This is a genomic window from Hymenobacter sp. AT01-02 (genome assembly GCF_000961955.2).
Taxonomy (GTDB): domain Bacteria; phylum Bacteroidota; class Bacteroidia; order Cytophagales; family Hymenobacteraceae; genus Hymenobacter; species Hymenobacter mucosus.
On the sequence record NZ_JZIR02000008.1, the window covers coordinates 1 to 17095 of the forward strand.

Here is a 17095-nt window from a genome sequence, read left to right on the forward strand (position 1 = left end):
GGCAAAACCAAGCCCGATTACACTACCTTCCTGGACCCGAACGGACTCAAGGGCAAGCGCCTAGGCGTGGAGAAGGGTCACCTGAAGGGAGCCTCCGATGCCATTCCGCTGCTGAAACAGGCCGTGGAACTGCTCAAGGCGCAGGGCGCTACTGTGGTGGAAGTAGAGGTAGAAAAGCTGACCGATCCGCTGGGCGAAGCGGAGTACGACGTGTTGCTCTACGAGTTCAAAGACGGGGTAAACAAGTACTTGGCTACGGCCGGGGCGGGTGTAAAAACCCTCACCGATGTCATTCGCTTCAACACCGAGAACAAGGCCAAAGCCATGCCCTTCTTCCAGCAGGAAATTCTGGAAGCTTCCGACAAGCTGGAGGGGCTGGAAAGTGCCAAGTACCAGGCCGCCCTGCGCAAATCGCACCAGGGCGCCCGCACCGCTATTGACACGGTACTGCGCGAAAACAAGCTCGACGGCCTCGTAGCCATTACCAATGCTCCCGCCCGGTGCATCGACTTGATTAACGGCGACTCCGGAGGTGGGCCGGGCTTCTCATCGCCGGCAGCTATGGCGGGCTACCCACACATTACGGTGCCCATGGGCCAGGTGCACGGGCTGCCCGTGGGCCTCTCATTTGTGGGTGGCGCTTACCAGGAGGGCCCATTGTTGACCCTGGCGTACGCCTACGAGCAAGCATCTAAGAAACGCACCGCGCCAACGTTCAAGGCGCCGTTTGTAGGGTAGGGGGTAGCCTAAAAAGGCGGGCCGTACGCCCTAGCTGTGGTTCTATACTGGCGCAAATGCCGGGAACTGCAACTAGGTGGTACGGCCCGCAGTGGGTTGAAAAGGGGGCAAGCTTAGGGGATAAACTGCTCCGTGAGGTTGGTTACGATTCCCCGCTTGGTTTCCACAATGAATGGGGCGTAGCGCAGAAGAGCCGTATCGAGGGCCATTACTTCGGCGGGAGTAGCGGTGTAGCGCCGGAGTGCCGCCGACTTATCCCACAGCATAAAGGCGGCCTCCGGGCTCAGCTGCAAGATGCGTTGCTTGGTGTCGTCGTTGATGATGTAGTAGTCATTGAAAACAGAGTACACCGTGTCGCCGTTTTGCACGTCCGCGGCTGCGTCGCCCCGGCGGCGGGCGGTAGCTATGGCGGCATTGCCAGTTAGGTACTGAATGTAATCCACCGTTACAAAGTAGTCGCCTTGTTCTTGGTAGAAGCGCTTAATATAGGCATGGCTCCGGGCCGTTTTGCCTACTTTTTCGGTTTTCGAAACCTCCCGGTTCAGGTTCGATGGAACGGTGTCGCGGGCTTCCGCCACGGCGGTTTCTTGCTCGGAACGGCAACCGGCGGCAAGGCTTAGGAGAAGAGCGAAGGGTAGGAAAAGACGACGGTTCATGCGCAGATGTACGAGGGTAGGCCCAAGCGGTTAGTACTGCCTAGGAGGGAGGGCCCGCGGAAGCAGCTCAGTTAAGATTCTTTTTTAGCAGGAGGGCTGTGCGCTGCGAGAAGGCCAAGTATGCTTCGTCTTGATACAGGACTTCTCGCTTGCGCTGCCAAAGCTGCCCCCGAAAAATACCCAGATTGATTGGGTTGGCAGCCAATTGCCAGCGATTATCGTTGGGCAGGTGCGTGGTAAGCAGAAAGTCGGGGTCCGCAAATAAGTAGCGCAGGTCTAGTTGCTGAACGAAGGTAGCTGTTCCGGCTACCGTGCCGCCACTACCCCACGTAGCGTCTACTAAGCGCCACCGGTTGTCAAGCAGTACGGCATTCCAGGCGTGGGAGCCGCTCTGATACGGGGTAGTGGTGTAGCCAATGATGGTGCGGCACTGCAAGCCCGCGTAGCTCGCCATGGTTGCATATAGCTGCGTATAGCCCGAGCAAATAGTCTTACGTCGGCGCAAGGTCGTCTCAGCCGCCACGTGGGCATAGGTGCTGTACTCCTGCGAGCTAAGGTCGTAGGCAATGTGACTCGTTATCCAGTAGAAGATAACCTCAGCCCGCTCCTGCTTAGTACGCGCGGCTTCCACGAGGTAGGTAACCAAGCTAGGAACGTTTCGGGTTTCGGGCGCTTCCAGCGCGTGCCGGTACAGCCGGATGTTCAGCGTATCTGTGGCTGAAGCGCCCAGCGGCAGGAACAGTGCTACCCAGAGAATAAAGTGTTTCATGCAACTCTTTGCGCCAACGAACTAAACCTGTATATCTTGTTATATAACAAGTATTTACCATCAGCAGATACGTAAGGGATGAGTACGCAGATGGTGCTTGGCAGCCCAGTGCTAGGGCGCCGGTACTATCAGGAGAGGTAAGGGGCCTTGGTTGGTACTGCCCCTCTCTATGCCCGACATGTAAACGGTCGTACAAGTTTCAACAGCACAGTACGGCAGCTCTAATATCAGGAGGGGGTGCCCAACGGGTATCTTGTATTCTTTAGGGCAGCGTACATAAAGCTCCTCTACTTAAACCTCGTACCTTTGCAGCTTCATAGCAAAGTAGGATGATTTCCATTACCGACCTCGACTTTCATTTCGGCTCGCGTACGCTCTACGACAAAGCCAGCCTCCATATCAAGCCCAAGGATAAGATTGGCCTCATTGGGCTGAACGGCCGGGGCAAATCCACGCTGCTACGTATTCTGGTGGGCGAATACAAGCCCGATGGGGGGAGTATCTCCATGAGTAAGGAGGTAAGCCTGGGTTTTCTAAACCAGGATTTGCTCAGCTACGACTCCCACGAATCAATTCTGATCGTGGCCATGCAGGCCTTTGCTGAGGCACTGGATGTGCAGAAAAAAAATCGACGAGGTGCTGTTGGAGTTTGAAACCAACTACACCGACGACTTGGTAGAGAAGCTGGCCAATCTGCAGGAGCGCTTCGAGGCGCTGGGCGGCTATACCATGCAGGCCCGCGCCGAAGAAATCCTGGAAGGTCTGGGCTTCACCACGGAAGAATTGCAACGGCCGCTGAAACTGTTCTCGGGTGGCTGGCGCATGCGCGTGATGCTGGCTAAAATCCTGCTGCAACAGCCTTCCTTGCTGCTCCTCGACGAACCCACCAACCACTTGGACTTGCCGTCTATCAAGTGGATAGAAAACTACCTGGCCGGGTACGAAGGAGCCGTTATTATTGTGAGTCACGATCGGGAGTTCCTGGACCGTACCACCAACACCACCGTGGAGGTGACGGGCGGCAAGCTGGTGCCGTATGCGGGCAACTATTCGTTCTACCTCGAAGAGAAGGAAGAGCGCAACGCCATTCAGAAAGGCGCTTTCGAAAACCAGCAAGCTCAAATTCGGCAAGCCGAGCGGTTTATTGAGCGATTCAAGCCAAGGCCAGCAAAGCCAAGCAGGCCCAGAGCCGTGTGAAGGCGCTGGATAAGCTGGAGCGCATCGAGGATGTGGCCGCCGACGATGCCCGCGTGAACATCAAATTCAACTTCACCGTGACTCCCGGCCGCCACATTCTGCGCATGGAGCACGTGGGCAAGAAATACGGCGAAAAGCTCATCTTCCGCGACACCCACGTGCACATCGAGCGGGGCGACAAAATTGCCCTGATTGGGGCCAACGGTAAGGGCAAGTCCACGCTGATGCGCTTGGTGGCGGGCCAGGAGGCGCCCACCAACGGCAACCACCAGTTGGGTCACAACGTCATCATGTCGTTCTACGCGCAGCACCAGCTAGAAAGCCTGCGCATTGAGAACGAGATTCTGCAGGAGATGATTGAGGCCGGCTCGAAGCGCACCGAAATGGAATTGCGCTCAGTGCTGGGTTCCTTCCTGTTCACCGGCGACGAGGTGTACAAGAAAATCAAGGTGCTCAGCGGGGGCGAGAAAAGCCGCGTGGCCCTGGCCAAAACCCTGATTTCGGAAGCTAACTTCCTGCTGCTTGACGAACCGACTAACCACTTGGATATGCAGTCGGTGAACATCCTGATTCAGGCCCTAGATCAGTATGAAGGTACCTACATCGTCATCAGCCACGACCGGTTCTTTGTGGAGAACGTGGCCAACAAGATCTGGTACATCGAAGACTACCAACTGAAGGAATACCCCGGCACCTACGCCGAGTACGAGCAGTGGCAGGAAGACCGGGAAAAGGCAGCTAAGAAAGCTGGCCTGCCTTCGCCGTCTGCACCCAAGCCGCTGCCCAAGGAGGAGAAAAAAGTGGAAGCTTCGCCCGCCAAAACTCCTTCACCCGATCAGAAAAAGGCGTTGAAGGAGCTGGCAGAGGTAGAGGCCAAGATTGATGAGCGTGAAAAGGAGTTGGCCGTTTATGAAAAGCAACTCGCCGACCCCCAGATTTACCAAAACACCGCTCAGCTAAAAGACGCGACCGTAAAATTTGAGCAGGTGAAGAAAGAACTGGCTCAACTTAACGACCGTTGGGAAATGTTGGCCGAGATGTAGCCAGCAGTTTCGCATAGTAAAACGCCCCGCCGAAAGATACGTGCTTTCGGCGGGGCGTTTTATTTTCAAGGTTTTCGGGCTTTGCGATCGGGCGCCTCTCTCGCAACTCTGCGCTTTACACCACCTACAGGGTAGTTGGTGCTTGTTCCGCAATCAGATTAAGCTCGCCCTCCAAGATGTCAGTCATTAAGTAGTGTGCCCAGATACCAGCGTACCAGTTGAAAGGGGTGTTAATGTAAAACCGGCTTGAGAGTGCCAGCCGGGTGCGGCCCCCAGGTAGAGGGCGCAAGTCATACACATCTTCCAGAATGTCGAGGTGCTTGCCCCCAATCAAGATGTGCTCATCCATGACAGCCGCAGGAGTGGCGTTGGGATTGGCATCGACGCGTAGCACGAGCAGGCGCTCCGGCTGGTACTGGGTTACGGTTTCCTTGAAGTACAGGCCTTTTTCGTAATAAGCCATTCGGGTGCCGCCAACAAGCAGCGTGTCCAGGGTAGTGCTCACGTGTTTGGGAAAGCCGAGCAGCGTCGAAAAAGACGTTTTGTTTGTGTGCTGGCCTAGCTGCTTGTTGCTAATTAGCTTCTTCCAAACGTCCGCAGCTGGCGCGTTGATGATTACGGCCCTTTCAATCACCATTTGCTTGGGTGCTAACGCTTTTTCTCCCTCAACGGCACCCAGTAGCAATGGCACAACAAACACCAAGGACACATGCAGCGTGTTAGGCCGTTGCCAGTTGTTTGCGTTCAGGTCTTTGGGTTTAGGCTTGCGCAGCCAGTAGGCCAATACGCCCCCAGCGCCGGCGGCTACCGCGAAAATTGGGAAAGCCATCAGCCAGCAGATAGTACCCTCCATATTCAGCAGTATAGTAACTACCAGCAGTACTGAACTGGTAAGCCAGGGCGTAAAGAAGGCCGCGGTGCCAGAAGTTATTTTTCTGGCTGGCATCAGTATAACCGTTAGAAATCCGATGAGCGAGGGCACCAAAAACAGGAAGGTGACACTCATAATTTCCAGCAAGCCATTCGCGGAGCCAAACAATAACCGAATTAGCAATCCGTACACGGCGGCCAGGGTAACGGCAAGTAAGAATTTCATAGGGCTTGTAAATAGGAGTAGGAGGCTTTAATTACTTGTACCTGATAGCTGTTGGACTGAATGGTTGAATTCAGGCTAAGCGCTTGACGGTCACGAAAACAACGTCCTTCTTGCAATTGTACCGTATTGGTAGCGTGTCGCCTAAGCCTTTGCTGATGAGGTAGAGGCTACGGCCGACCGTGGTTTTTAAAATATTCCACCGGTAGAATACTCTGCCAGGAAAAAGGCCCTTGGTGGATTGCCAAAACACAAACTGGCTACCGTGTAAATGGCCGGCGAATACCAACTCGGGAGGGCAACCTAGCGTGGTTATGTCAAGGGGCTTGTGCAGGCATAGAATGCTAAAACCCAAACCCTCAACCCGCTCGGTAGTGGGGGCAGGGGAAATCCGGACCTGGTGACCATCGAGCGTAATGTCAGCCGCCGTATCCGTCAGCCATACCAGGTTGTTGCGTTCGGCCAACTGTCTCAGCCGCTCTACGCCAAAGAAAACGTCATGATTTCCTGCCACTGCAAATACCAACTCCCGGTTCGCCAGGAACTCCATGAGCCGGGCGAAGTGCGGGAGGCCTTTGGCGCAATCCACATAGTCGCCGCCGAGCAACAGTATTCGAGGATTCAACCGGGTAATGGTTTGTTCGAGTTTGCTGATGGTGGGGCCGCTCCAACGAGTCAGGTGCAGATCGGAGAGGTAGAGGACAGTGAAGTTGGGTCCAGTGGCGGTCAGGTAGGTTTCTTCCCGCACCTCAAAGTCATGGTTATACCCTATCTCTAACTTCATACCTATACCAGAGTACAATTGATAAACAGCCGATATGCCATTTGCGCCACGGATTTCGAGGATTCAGCAGCCCCGACAGCATGTACATGGCTATGATGAAAACCCAAACCAAGGCTTTAATGAAGCCAGTTAGGTAGGTCTGTTTGATGCTTGTTAGGATGGGGTTCTCGACCCGGTCAAGCAGCAAGGGAAACAAAAACAGGAAATGCACTTCGAATACATAAAAAACCAGTACCGCCAGCGGCATCAGCAACAAGTGCAGCTTTCCGAAGGCGAAGCAAGAAGTTAGGAAAGCCAGCAAGCTAGTGCCGTACTTCAAATAGCCGTAATACCTGAAATTGATAGAAGGATCAAATACCGCTACAGCTCCCAATTCGTCGTCTTCGTGCAGCTTCTCGAACATCCAGCGGGCACCCGCGGCAAACATATTGCTGGAAAAGACCTGCTGTACTTGCGCTGGCCGCTTATCGAACTGCCTTTTACTCTCGCTTAGCAAGCGCCCGACCGTCATCAACAGAAGATAAAATGAAACCAGGCCAACCAGGCAACTCCGTTGCCAAACACCAGCATCCGATGATAGGCGGTTTCCAGCGGCCCGCAACGTTTGATGTGAAAAACGAACTCATCGTAGCTGATAGCCACTACGGTGTATATCAACACCAGTAAGATGGGGATTAGCCAGGTGGTGGGGTTGGACTGCATCATGGCCAGCCACATCAGCACAAACATTGGCACGCCGCCCAGGCCCAGCGCCGCCGCTTCGGCGTCCCGCTCTTTCTTAGGAATTTTTAAGTTGAGCGGGTTGCGGTGGTAGCGCCAGTCTAGTACGCCACCGGCCGTAGCAATGGCCCCTGCAACACCCATAACCAAGAATTGCCAGGGTAAGTAAGGCAGCTCACGAGTAAGCCTCAACTTGTCGTTGCCTTGAAACACCACCAATAGAAGGCCAAACAAGACAGGCGGGACAAAGAGTAAGATCAAGGAAACATAAGACCGATACGATTTGAGCGAGAGCATTTTATAAGAGAATTACGCGGGTTAGGAAGTGTTACGGCCAATAGTGTGAAGGCACGGGTAGGGGCGCCTGCTTTTCCATTTTCGGATTTCTTGGATAGAGGAAGGAAGTAATTCTTTTGGTAAAAGAACTTTGTATTTCAAAGTAAATGTAATTTTCAGCAACTACCAAGCAAGTAGTTGGAAACCGGTTCTGGCTGGCGCAGCTTGTGTTCTACTGGTCCATAGTGGCTGCGGAAGGCCAGACTTCGCCTGCTGAGTCTTTATCACAGGCCTTATTGGCGCCTGCCCAATACGGGACGTCATTCCGAGCGCAGTCGGGGAATACTGGCCTTGTGCTTATAGTCTATTATAAATCGTTTTCTGTCACCGCAGCCTAGTAAGGGCAGTTTTGTAGCTTCAGAAGTTACAAGAAACACGCGCCCCGTAACAGTGCTAGAATTCTAGTACTGCTACGGGGCGCGTTACCACCACACGGCTCCTGTCCTGAGTTAGAATAACTCGAATAACAGCTGCAAGGTGAAGTGCTGAAAGTAGCTAGCAAAAGCTTTTTGCGTCAAAGTCAATACGCCACTTCTCGCGTGTCGTTCAGGGCCTTAATGAAGGCAACGATGGCCTGCTGTTCGGCAGTGCTCAGGTTTAGGCGGTCTTCGGCTAAGGTTTGGTTAGGTACTTCTAAGCCCAGGCCTGCACCACCGCCTTTGTTGTAGAAGTCGAGCACCTGCTCCAGGGTCTGGTACACGCCGTTGTGCATGTAGGGCGCGGTGCGGGCAGCATTACGGACGGTGGGCGTCTTGAAGGCGTGCCACTGGTGGGCCACGCCATAAAGCAAAAACTTGCCAGGGTCGGCATCCAGCCTTGGGTGCAGGGTATCGGTGGTGGCCGGCACGCCGAGCACTTCACTTTCTGTTTTGTCGTAGAGGGGTGGTACGGTGCCGTTGAACAGGGGCAGGTAGTGGCAGGTGCCGCACTGCGCTTTCCCCATAAAGACGTTGAAACCCAAAATTTCCTGGTTGTTCAGCACCGCCGTGTCGCCGCGCAGAAACTGGTCAAAGCGGCTGTTGAGGCCGACTAGGGACCGGACGTAGGCAGCCACGGCGCGCCGGATGTTGCGCTCGGTAATGGGTTGCTTCTCCTTATCGAATGCCTTGGCAAACTGCTTGGCATATGTTGCCTTCTTGCGGAGTAGAGCAGGTGCTTGACTGAGCTGACCACCCATTTCGGCCTTGTTGGTTACCACGGCGTGCACTTGGTCTTCCAGAAAATGCACCCGGCTGTCGTAGAACTGGTCGGGTTGGAGGGCCGCGTTGAGGAGGGTAGGCGTATTGCGTTCTAGGCCAGCATCGGCCAGGAGAGAACTGTTCACGCGCAGCCCATCGGTATAGGCGCGGCTGGGCTCGTGGCAGCTGGCGCAAGAACGCCCCGCTTTGCCGGATAGCACAGGCTCCTTGAATAAAGCCTCGCCCAAGGCTAGCACTGCGGGAGTAGGTGCCGCCGCATCGGTAGGGGCGAAGAAGGAAGAGTTGAAGGCATCAGCTACGAAAAAGCTCGCCGCATCTGGCCGCACGGCGCGTCGGTCCCGCACGAAAGGTATGCGTAGCTGTAATTGCGCCTGGTGCAGCGCGGCCAGCGCTGGGTTGAAGCAGCGCGTAAAAAACCGAGCTCGGTCAAAGGAGTTGAAGTCCTGCCTGGGGGCCGCTATGGTGGCTTCACAGCGGCGCAATTGCGAAGTCAGGGCTGCGGGCACCTCATACAAAGCCAGCACTTCCCGCGTGGCTTGCAGCGTAACGGCGGCTTCTGGCAAGGAGGCGTGCGCCGCTGGTGAGTCGAAGCCGGAAATGCCCTTGGCCGCTAGGCGGTACAGGTTCAGCCGTACGGCGTCGAATACCTCGGCGTCGGAAAAGCTTAAGTGGGGCGCCTGCTGCTCTAGCTGGCGCACTTGGAACAGCAGGTTGTCGAGCTCCTGATAAATAAGGTCACGGGTAGTGCGCTCGTCAGGGGCGGCGTACACGTATTCTTCCAGCACCTGAAATCCACTAGGCGGAATTACTTCGCCCGGCTCCCCTGGCTCGGTCTCGGGTAAGGCCGCCCCGTTGATGCGGCCCGCCGCGTGCGGGTAGTAGTACTCCACCGCAGATTCCAAGGCCTTATATTCCCGCCGGCAAGCCGCAAACTCGGTGCGGAGTACAATAGTGTCGGCCTGGTAGGCACGCTCCTGGAAGTGGGTGAGGGCATTGTGCAGTTGGTGCAAATGAGCATCGTAGTACACTTTCACCTGCTCGGCGGGCGTTTTGCGCAGGAGAGCAAACGAAAACAGCAGCACCGAAAAGCCTAGCAGCCACAAGCGGCCACTAGCTGCCGAGTAGCGAATCAAACGGGAGGGCATTAGAAATAGAGTTTGGCGCCCGGTAGTGCCGTTTCGGCTTGGCGCCGGGCCGCCGGGGTAAAAGCGTTTTGCTTCACAATGACAGTTTTCAGCTTCTTGAGCTTGCGCAGGGAACGGGGCAGGGCCGTGAGCTGATTGTCGTTGAGGATGAGCATTTCCAAGGCCTGCAACTTACTCAGGCTTTTCGGCAGCGTTTTGAGCTGATTGCCGGACAGGATAAGCACCTTAAGGTTCTGGCAACTACCAAGGCTGGCCGGCAGCTCCTCTAACTGATTGTTGGACAGGTTCAGTTCTTCCAACTGGGTAAGGCCTGCAAAGTGTGCTGGCAGGCTTTGCAGCTTGTTGTCGTTCAGGTACACGTAGCGGAGGCTGCGCAAGCTGCCCAGGGAAGCGGGCAGAAACAGCAGCTGATTGTGCGAGACATCGAAGTACTCCAACCGAGCCAGTTGCCCTAGCTGCTCGGGCAGAGAGGTAAAGTTGTTGTAGGCGCCCATGAGGTAGCGTAAGCTGTCGAGCCCCCCAATGCTAGGCGGTAGCTCCGTAAGCATGTTCTGCTCTATTTGCAGCTGCCGCAGCCGATGTAGGTTGCCAATAGCTGGGGGCAAGTCCAGCAGGCTATTCTTGTTCACGAACAGCACCCGCAAGCTGTCCAACTGCGCGAGGTTGCTGGGCAAATGGCGCAGGTGGTTTTCGTGGGCAAACAACAGGCGCAACCGCTGCAACCGCTCTAGGCTCGGGGGCAGCAGTTCCAGGTTTTGGCCCCGCAGGTTCAGCTCCGTAACGCAGGCTGGTTGGCTGAGGGCCGTAGTCAGAGAGAAAGAGATTTTTGTGGCGCACTGCGCCAAACAAGTGTTGCCCTGCAAAGACTGCAGGGCAACAACGAGTACGGAGAGAAAGAATACTAAGCGGGACCTCACTGCTTAATGAACGGACGAGTAGTGGTGGTGGTAGCCGTTTTGATAACCAAGTTGTAGTAGCCGTTGCGCAGCTTGCTCACGGGCAGCTTCAGCGTATTTTCTCCCTGGTTCAGAGTAGCCGACTGGTCTAGGACGCGGGCGCCTAAGGCGTTGTACACCGTTACGGTAGCCTCCTCGCGCTGGCGGTGCGAAAGTCGGATGGTCAGCTCTTCTGTGCTTACGGGGTTTGGATACACATCTGCCTTGTGTAGCTCGGGTTTGGCAGTAGCCAGGGCGGTAGCGGTGCCTAAGGTGCCTTTGCGGCCAATAACTAAGGCTGTAGACTTGTTAAATACAACCGGCTGGCCCGCCGCATCAGTGGTAGCCAGCGTGTTCTTCTCATCTGGGCTCTGCATAGAGACGAAGATGAACCGCTCGTCGGGCGAGAAGGTCATACCCGTTGGCTCACAGCCCGCGGGCGTCACGGCAAACAGCTCTACGGCGGGAGCAGCCTGGGTGTGGCACGGCTTGATGAGCCAGATGTGGTTGCGGCCACCATCCTGCAACACGTACAGGTTGCCCTGAGAGTCAAACGTCAGGTTGTCGTTGCCGGTGCGCCAGAGTTCCGAGATAGAGCCCGAACCGTAGTTGATGGTATAGGCTTGGTTGGTTACCGTAGGAGAGTTGCCGGCAAATATTTCGAAGTTGCTGACAGTAGTACCTGCGGCACCCGAGTCGGTGAAGCGGTAGATAGTACCGGGGCCTTTAGCCGTGAAATAGACTTGGCCCGTCAGCGGACTGATTTCAATGTCTTCTACGCCGTTGAAGCTGGTAGCGCCCAGGGCTCTGGCCGCTACCGTGGTGTTGTTGCACTCCGTGGGGGTAGCGTTTGGTATCTGAATCCAGGTGCCGGTAGTAGCCGTGCCGATGGCCCCACTCAGTTGCAGAGCGTACAGCTTACCCTTGCCAAGCTGACCGGGGGTGTCGGTTACGTACTTGTACACGAAGCTGTTGGCGGAACCGTCATCGGCACCCTCGTAGACCGTGCGCAGATCAGGAGCCACCACAATGTTCTCGTGCTTCAGGCGGCCCATCATCCAGAGCTTATCGGGGGTGCCGTTGCCATCCTGGTCCTTTACCGCGCGGGTCGCGGGGTCAATTTCTATATTCCAGCCGGAGTCCATGTACCCGTCATTATTGGTATCGACGGGATTCGTGGGGCCCAGATTTTCCTCGCAGGTTACAATTGTGCTCCAGGGCGTAACAGTGCCCGAGCAGTTATTGATTGTACCGACTACAGGCCCAAAGTTTACCGGGTGCTTGGCCGATGTATTCCACAGCTTGGTGGCAGCGTTAAAGTTCAGGCTGAGCATACTCACGCCCGAGGTAGTGCCGGAGCCCTCGTGGTTGATGGAGAGGTAGCCGTTGGTGCTGCTTCCGCTGATGGGGGCATACCCCGTAAAGTCAAACGATTCCAGCATATTGCCCTCGGTCGCGTTGGTGTAGGCATCACCACCTTGGGCCAATACTTGGAAGGCATGGGTAGTCGGCAACCGTAGGTCTTGGGGCTGAGTGGAGGGCTCCACGGATGTAAACCGGCTGATGTGGTCGGCCGGTAGGGTAGGGCATGGAGCCTGCGCCAGTGCGCGCCCGCCGCTCAGTACAGCTGCTAAAAGTAGAGTAGAAGTAGGTTTCATACGGGTTGGGTGAAGTGCGCCGCAAGTACGAAACCTAGTGTGTTGTCTGGTTTATGGCTAGATCAAGCTGCATGAAGGCATTATGAATAGAAGGTTACTAGATGTCGGAATAGTGCTAGAATGGAGCCGTATCACACTATCTCGTGCCCTGAGTTTCGCTGGTATCTGGGGCCTAACGCCTACATTCGTTGCTATGCGCTACCGTTTCCTTTCTGCTACCCTAGCCCTAGCTGCCACCGCCTGCGTGCCGCTGGGTACGCCCATTACTGATCCAAACGCTGCCCGCAGGCCCGCTACTGTTGGGCAAGCTCCCGCCACCGAGTACTACGCCGACAAGACCCTGCGGTACGAGGACTACGTGTATAACCCCAACGTGCGCACCGTGCAGTGCTACGTGCCTACCGGGCAGGTTACTGAAATCTTTAACCCCCCCATTGTGCCACTAGCCCAGGGCCAGCCCGTCCTGCTGGAGTTTGATGTGCTGGGTAGCCAGGGGGAGCGCCTCACGGCCAAACTGGTGCACTGCGACGTGAACTGGCAGCCCTCGGTGCTGACAGACATGCAATTTCTAAACGAAATCAACGAGCAAACTATCACCGACTACCGGGCTTCCAATGCCACCAAGGTGCCCTACTACCATTACAGGCTACAGATGCCCCAGGTGAAACTCTCGGGCAACTACTTGTGGGTGGTGCAGGGTACGGGCGGCACGCCGCTGTTGTCGCGGCGGGTGCTGGTTTACGACCAAGGGGCCCTGGCCATCAGCATGAAGCAGGGCATTCCAGTAGCGGGGCAGGAGCGCTATACTCTACAGCAGATCGACTTTGGGATTCGCTATAACATGCAGCTCATCAATCCGGCCCAGGAAGTAAAGGTGGTGTTGCGCCAAAACTTCCGGTGGGACAATGCCAAGTATAACCTGCGCCCCACCTTCGTGCGCGATGCCGAACGCCAGCTCGACTACCAGTACTTCAACTTCGAAAACGCTTTCCCCGCCCTGAGCGAGTTTCGCTTCTTTGACTTGCGCACGTTCCGCTCGGTAGGAGTAGGCGTGGCGCGGGTAGATGCCAATGCCTCGCCCCGCACCGCCGATTTGCAACCCGAAGCCACCCGCAACGGCCAGTCATACTCCCAATATGAGGACATTAATGGACAGCGTGTAATTGAAAGCCGGGAGTACGGCAATGGTGCTACCAATGCTGACTACCTCAACGTAGCATTTCACCTGCGCGCGCCGCAGGCTGCGCCAGGGCCCGTGTACGTGGTAGGCGCCCTGTCCGACTGGCAGCTGAAGGATGAGTACAAGCTAACCTACGACGCAGCCACCGGCGAGTACACCGGCGGGGCGCTGCTCAAGCAGGGTTACTACAACTACCTCTATGCCGTGCAAACTGCCCAGGGAGCCAATAGCGTGTACTGGGAGGGTAGCCACCAGGAAACCGAAAACCAGTATGACTTGCTCGTGTATTACCGCCCCCCGGGCACGCGTACCGACTTGCTTATCGGCTACCAGAGCATCGATGTCAATAGCCGGAATCCATAAAGCCTTTCCTTGCTCGGCTTACTCAAAAGCCCCCGGACACCACTTTAAGCAACTGAAGTGGTGTCCGGGGGCTTTTGCTTTACACGTCCGGCATAAAGTAGGTTGGCCGGGAAGCTTTGCATGAATCATCGAGAAGAGGCCAGCAGGATAGAATGGAGATACCGCCAGCGGCAGCATAGGGGCCAAGCGGGCGGGTAGTCAGTTACTCTAAGCGTAAGCGTACGATAGGGTAGAGGTGTCCGGCAGAGAGAGGCTTGCGTAAGAAAAGGTCTTACTCCCCTGATCTGCTTGCATGTCGCACTATAATCTGATTCTGGTAATACTAGGCGTGGCTATTTTGGGCGTGGCCTGGTTGCCATCCTTGTTGAGAAAATTTCCTTTGTCTTACCCCATCTTGTTTGTTGGGCTAGGCATGCTGGTGTTTGGGCTGCCCCTAGGCCTGCCCAACCCCAATCCGGTGGAGCACTCCACCTTTACCATGCACCTCACCGAAATCTGCGCAACGGTGGCCCTCACGGGCACGGGCCTTAAGATTGACCGCAAGTTTTCGTTGTGGCGGTGGCGGGCTCCGTTGCAGCTGGTGCTAGTACTCATGGTTATTACCATTGCCATCTTCACGGTGGTAGCGTGGCGCCTGGGCGGGCTGGTACCGGCTTCGGCCGTGCTGCTGGCCGCCACGCTGGCCCCTACCGACCCCGTACTAGCCGGCGACGTGCAAGTGGGAAAGCCGGGCGAAGGCGGCGAAGACAACGTACGCTTTTCCCTTACCGGGGAGGCGGGCCTGAACGACGGCCTGGCCTTCCCGTTTGTGCATTTGGCCTTGGTGCTGCTGCCCGTAGCTGCATTGCCGTTATCAGATCGGCTGCTGCACTGGGCCTGGATGGACGTGCTGTACCGCACGGGCATGGGCGTACTGGCTGGCTGGCTGGCGGGCAAGGTTCTTTCGTTTTTGATCTTCGATTTGCCGCACCGCGTCCAGATAAACCCCGATGCCTACGGCTTTGTAGCTCTGGCCGTCACGCTCACCGCCTACGGCCTCACGGAGTTGCTGCACGGGTACGGGTTCCTCGCCGTATTCGTGGCGGCCGTGACGTTGCGCACCCACGAGCGTAGTCATGAGTACCACACCGAAATGCACGAGTTTACCGACCAGTTGGAGCGCCTGCTTATTGTGGTGATTCTCATTCTGTTTGGCGGGGCCATTATCCGTGGCCTGCTGGCTCCTCTCACCTGGACCGGGGCCGCACTAGGTCTCTTTCTGCTGCTGTTGCTACGGCCATTAGGTGGTATTCTGACCCTGGGCCGAAGCCGCGTGTCGTGGCCCGAGCGACTGGTAATTTCCTTTTTCGGTATCCGAGGCATCGGCTCGTTTTTCTACCTGGCATTTGCTATGCACGAAGCCCATTTTGCCGATGGCAAAGAGCTGTGGGCCATCACGGGCTTCACGGTGCTCACCTCCATTGTTCTGCACGGCGTGCTGGCTACCCCCGTGATGGACTGGCTCGACCGTCGGCACGGGCGCCTTACCGCGGTGGAGCTGGAAGAGCAGATGCGTCAGGAGGCAGAAAAGTAGACGCGGCCAAATCGGCATGGAATTAGTCTATATGGATAAGCGAAGTAGCGCTTCTGTAACCTTGCAGCCGCCGCGCTTCGTTGCAGGCGTATTCCTACTCCTGTTACCACCACTAGCTCTCTCTCCATGCAACCCATCCTCACCTCCGTTTTGCGTACCGGCGCTACGCTAGCGCTTCTCCTGCCTCTGGGAGGCTCCCGGCTACCCGCTCCCCGTACCTCCCTACCCGTACAGGTGCCCAACCCGACCCACAGGTAATTGCCCAGTTTGGCCTGCTCGATAACTCCAAGCTTCAGAGTTACATTGATAGCAAGGGCATGCAGATGGGCAAGATATCCGACCGTCCCGCTGATGTCAAAGGGTTTACCATTGTCGATTCACCCATCATTAACGCCTTTGCTACCCCCGACGGGCACGTGTACTTCACGCGGGGCATCATGGCCCACTTCAACAATGAAGCTCAGTTTAGTGGAGTTCTCGGCCACGAAATAGGCCACATTACGGCCCGCCACGGCCAAAAGCAGCAAACCCGCTCCACCATTGCCAATGGCGCCCTCATTCTGGGCTCCATACTCTCACGGCGCGTTGCGGCCCTAGCTCAGCCGGCCTCGCAGGTAGTAGGTCTCGGCCTGCTCAAATACGGCCGCGACGACGAAAATGAATCGGATAAGCTGGGCGTGAAGTACTCCAGTAAAATTGGGTACGATCCGTCTTCTATGGCTGATTTCTTCCTGACTTTGCAGCGCACCGAGCAAAGCAGTGGTGCCGCCACAGTGCCCACATTCCTGTCATCACACCCCAACTCCGCCGACCGGTACCAGAACGTGAAAAAGTTGGCCCAGCAAGCCGAGCAGCAGGCCGGTCGGCAGCTAGCCGTCAACCGCGACCAGTACTTGCGCATGATTGAGGGCTTGCCCTACGGCGACAACCCCCGCGAGGGCTACGTGGAAAACAGCGTCTTCTACCACCCCGACCTGAAATTCCAGTTTCCTGTGCCCCAGGGTTGGAAGTCGCAGAATTCACCCAGCCAGTTTCAGATGGCCGAGCCCAACGGCAAAGCGTGATAGTGCTCCTGCCCGCCGGCAATAAGTCCTTGGATGAAACGGCGCAGGCGTTGGCCCAGCAGCTTAAGCTTCAAAATGCCCAAGCCAGCCGCACCACCGTAAATAGCTTCCCTGCCGTGGTAATCCAAGGTGACCAGGTAGGGCAAGATCAACAAACCGGCCAGCAGGGCATCACGGCCAGCACCTTGTCCTACGTCATCCAAGACGGCCAAACGCTCTACGCCTTGGTTGGGCTCTGCGGCCCCGGTACGCTGAACACCTACGGTGGTACTTTCCAGAATGTGGCCCAGGGCTTCCGTCGCCTCACCGATGCCAACAAGATCAACCGCCAACCTGAGCGCGTGCGCATCAAAACTGCCAAAGCTGGCCAAACGCTGGCCTCAGCTCTTGCGGCCAATGGCGTTCCGTCGAAGCGCTACGAGGAAATGGCCATTCTGAATGGTATGAAAACCACCGATAAAATGACGGCGGGCATGTTGTTTAAAGTGGTAGGCAAGTAGTTTATTGGCTGTTACAGGCATTAGAAAAGCCAGACCTCAAGTTTTGAGGTCTGGCTTTTCTATCACCAATTGGATGCTCGTCTGTTCCTTTTCGGAGTTCAGTTCAACCGGATGCGCTATTCAGTTAGATGTTGATGACTCC

15 protein-coding genes and 1 pseudogene are annotated in these 17095 nt (G+C 56.1%); 7 read left to right on the plus strand and 9 right to left on the minus strand.

Translation table 11 applies throughout. The annotated features are described in order from the left end of the window. Window positions 1–738: amidase family protein (locus VI25_RS03080; RefSeq protein ID WP_262489909.1), on the plus strand; the 738-nt coding region annotated here is incomplete at its 5' end. A gap of 113 nt (window positions 739–851) precedes the next feature. On the opposite strand, the gene VI25_RS03085 is transcribed toward VI25_RS03080, so the two are convergent. Next, on the minus strand, window positions 852–1394 hold the full coding sequence (locus tag VI25_RS03085) for a hypothetical protein (RefSeq protein ID WP_045688266.1): 543 nt from the start codon (window positions 1392–1394) through the stop codon (window positions 852–854). A 67-nt stretch (window positions 1395–1461) separates the two neighbouring features. Then, complete coding sequence (locus tag VI25_RS03090; protein WP_045688267.1) at window positions 1462–2163, minus strand: transglutaminase domain-containing protein; 702 nt, start codon at window positions 2161–2163, stop codon at window positions 1462–1464. Between the two features lie 329 nt (window positions 2164–2492). On the opposite strand from VI25_RS03090, the pseudogene abc-f reads away from it, so the two are divergent. After that, window positions 2493–4403 (plus strand): annotated as a pseudogene (gene abc-f / locus VI25_RS03095) (ribosomal protection-like ABC-F family protein). A 124-nt stretch (window positions 4404–4527) separates the two neighbouring features. Here abc-f and VI25_RS03100 read toward each other — a convergent pair. From VI25_RS03100 to VI25_RS03130, 7 genes are all read right to left on the minus strand, one after another. Further along, on the minus strand, window positions 4528–5499 hold the full coding sequence (locus tag VI25_RS03100) for a hypothetical protein (protein ID WP_045688268.1): 972 nt from the start codon (window positions 5497–5499) through the stop codon (window positions 4528–4530). Window positions 5500–5569: 70 nt separating this feature from the next. Continuing rightward, window positions 5570–6280, minus strand: a complete 711-nt coding sequence (locus VI25_RS03105) for a metallophosphoesterase (RefSeq protein WP_045688269.1) — start codon at window positions 6278–6280, stop codon at window positions 5570–5572. Continuing rightward, the gene (locus VI25_RS23875) at window positions 6258–6791 is read right to left on the minus strand and encodes a hypothetical protein (protein ID WP_045688270.1); all 534 of its coding nucleotides are present in this window, start codon (window positions 6789–6791) and stop codon (window positions 6258–6260) included. The genes VI25_RS03105 and VI25_RS23875 overlap by 23 nt, the downstream gene beginning before the upstream one ends. Beyond that, window positions 6791–7234: a hypothetical protein gene (locus VI25_RS03115; protein WP_236704853.1), complete on the minus strand. Its 444-nt coding sequence runs from the start codon at window positions 7232–7234 to the stop codon at window positions 6791–6793. The genes VI25_RS23875 and VI25_RS03115 overlap by 1 nt, the downstream gene beginning before the upstream one ends. Window positions 7235–7856: 622 nt before the next feature. Continuing rightward, window positions 7857–9680 (minus strand): cytochrome c peroxidase, encoded by a 1824-nt coding sequence (locus VI25_RS03120; RefSeq protein WP_045688272.1) that lies wholly within the window; start codon window positions 9678–9680, stop codon window positions 7857–7859. Then, a complete protein-coding gene (locus tag VI25_RS03125) occupies window positions 9680–10543 on the minus strand; it encodes a leucine-rich repeat domain-containing protein (RefSeq protein ID WP_052695161.1) in 864 nt (287 codons plus the stop codon). Before VI25_RS03125 ends, VI25_RS03120 begins: the two co-directional genes overlap by 1 nt. 50 nt (window positions 10544–10593) lie before the next feature. Next, window positions 10594–12273 (minus strand): alkaline phosphatase PhoX, encoded by a 1680-nt coding sequence (locus VI25_RS03130; RefSeq protein ID WP_052695162.1) that lies wholly within the window; start codon window positions 12271–12273, stop codon window positions 10594–10596. 193 nt (window positions 12274–12466) lie between these two features. Here VI25_RS03130 and VI25_RS03135 point away from each other — a divergent pair, with 193 nt between their 5' ends. From VI25_RS03135 to VI25_RS26395, 5 genes are all read left to right on the plus strand, one after another. Next, window positions 12467–13816, plus strand: a complete 1350-nt coding sequence (locus tag VI25_RS03135; RefSeq protein ID WP_055562257.1) for a DUF5103 domain-containing protein — start codon at window positions 12467–12469, stop codon at window positions 13814–13816. 292 nt (window positions 13817–14108) lie between these two features. Then, window positions 14109–15389 (plus strand): cation:proton antiporter, encoded by a 1281-nt coding sequence (locus tag VI25_RS03140; protein ID WP_045687721.1) that lies wholly within the window; start codon window positions 14109–14111, stop codon window positions 15387–15389. 126 nt (window positions 15390–15515) lie between these two features. After that, the gene (locus tag VI25_RS27585; RefSeq protein WP_262489910.1) at window positions 15516–15647 is read left to right on the plus strand and encodes a hypothetical protein; all 132 of its coding nucleotides are present in this window, start codon (window positions 15516–15518) and stop codon (window positions 15645–15647) included. Window positions 15648–15712: 65 nt separating this feature from the next. Beyond that, a complete protein-coding gene (locus VI25_RS26390) occupies window positions 15713–16453 on the plus strand; it encodes a M48 family metalloprotease (protein WP_236704854.1) in 741 nt (246 codons plus the stop codon). Further along, the gene (locus tag VI25_RS26395; RefSeq protein ID WP_236704855.1) at window positions 16450–16953 is read left to right on the plus strand and encodes a hypothetical protein; all 504 of its coding nucleotides are present in this window, start codon (window positions 16450–16452) and stop codon (window positions 16951–16953) included. The genes VI25_RS26390 and VI25_RS26395 overlap by 4 nt, the downstream gene beginning before the upstream one ends. Window positions 16954–17095: the final 142 nt, after the last annotated feature.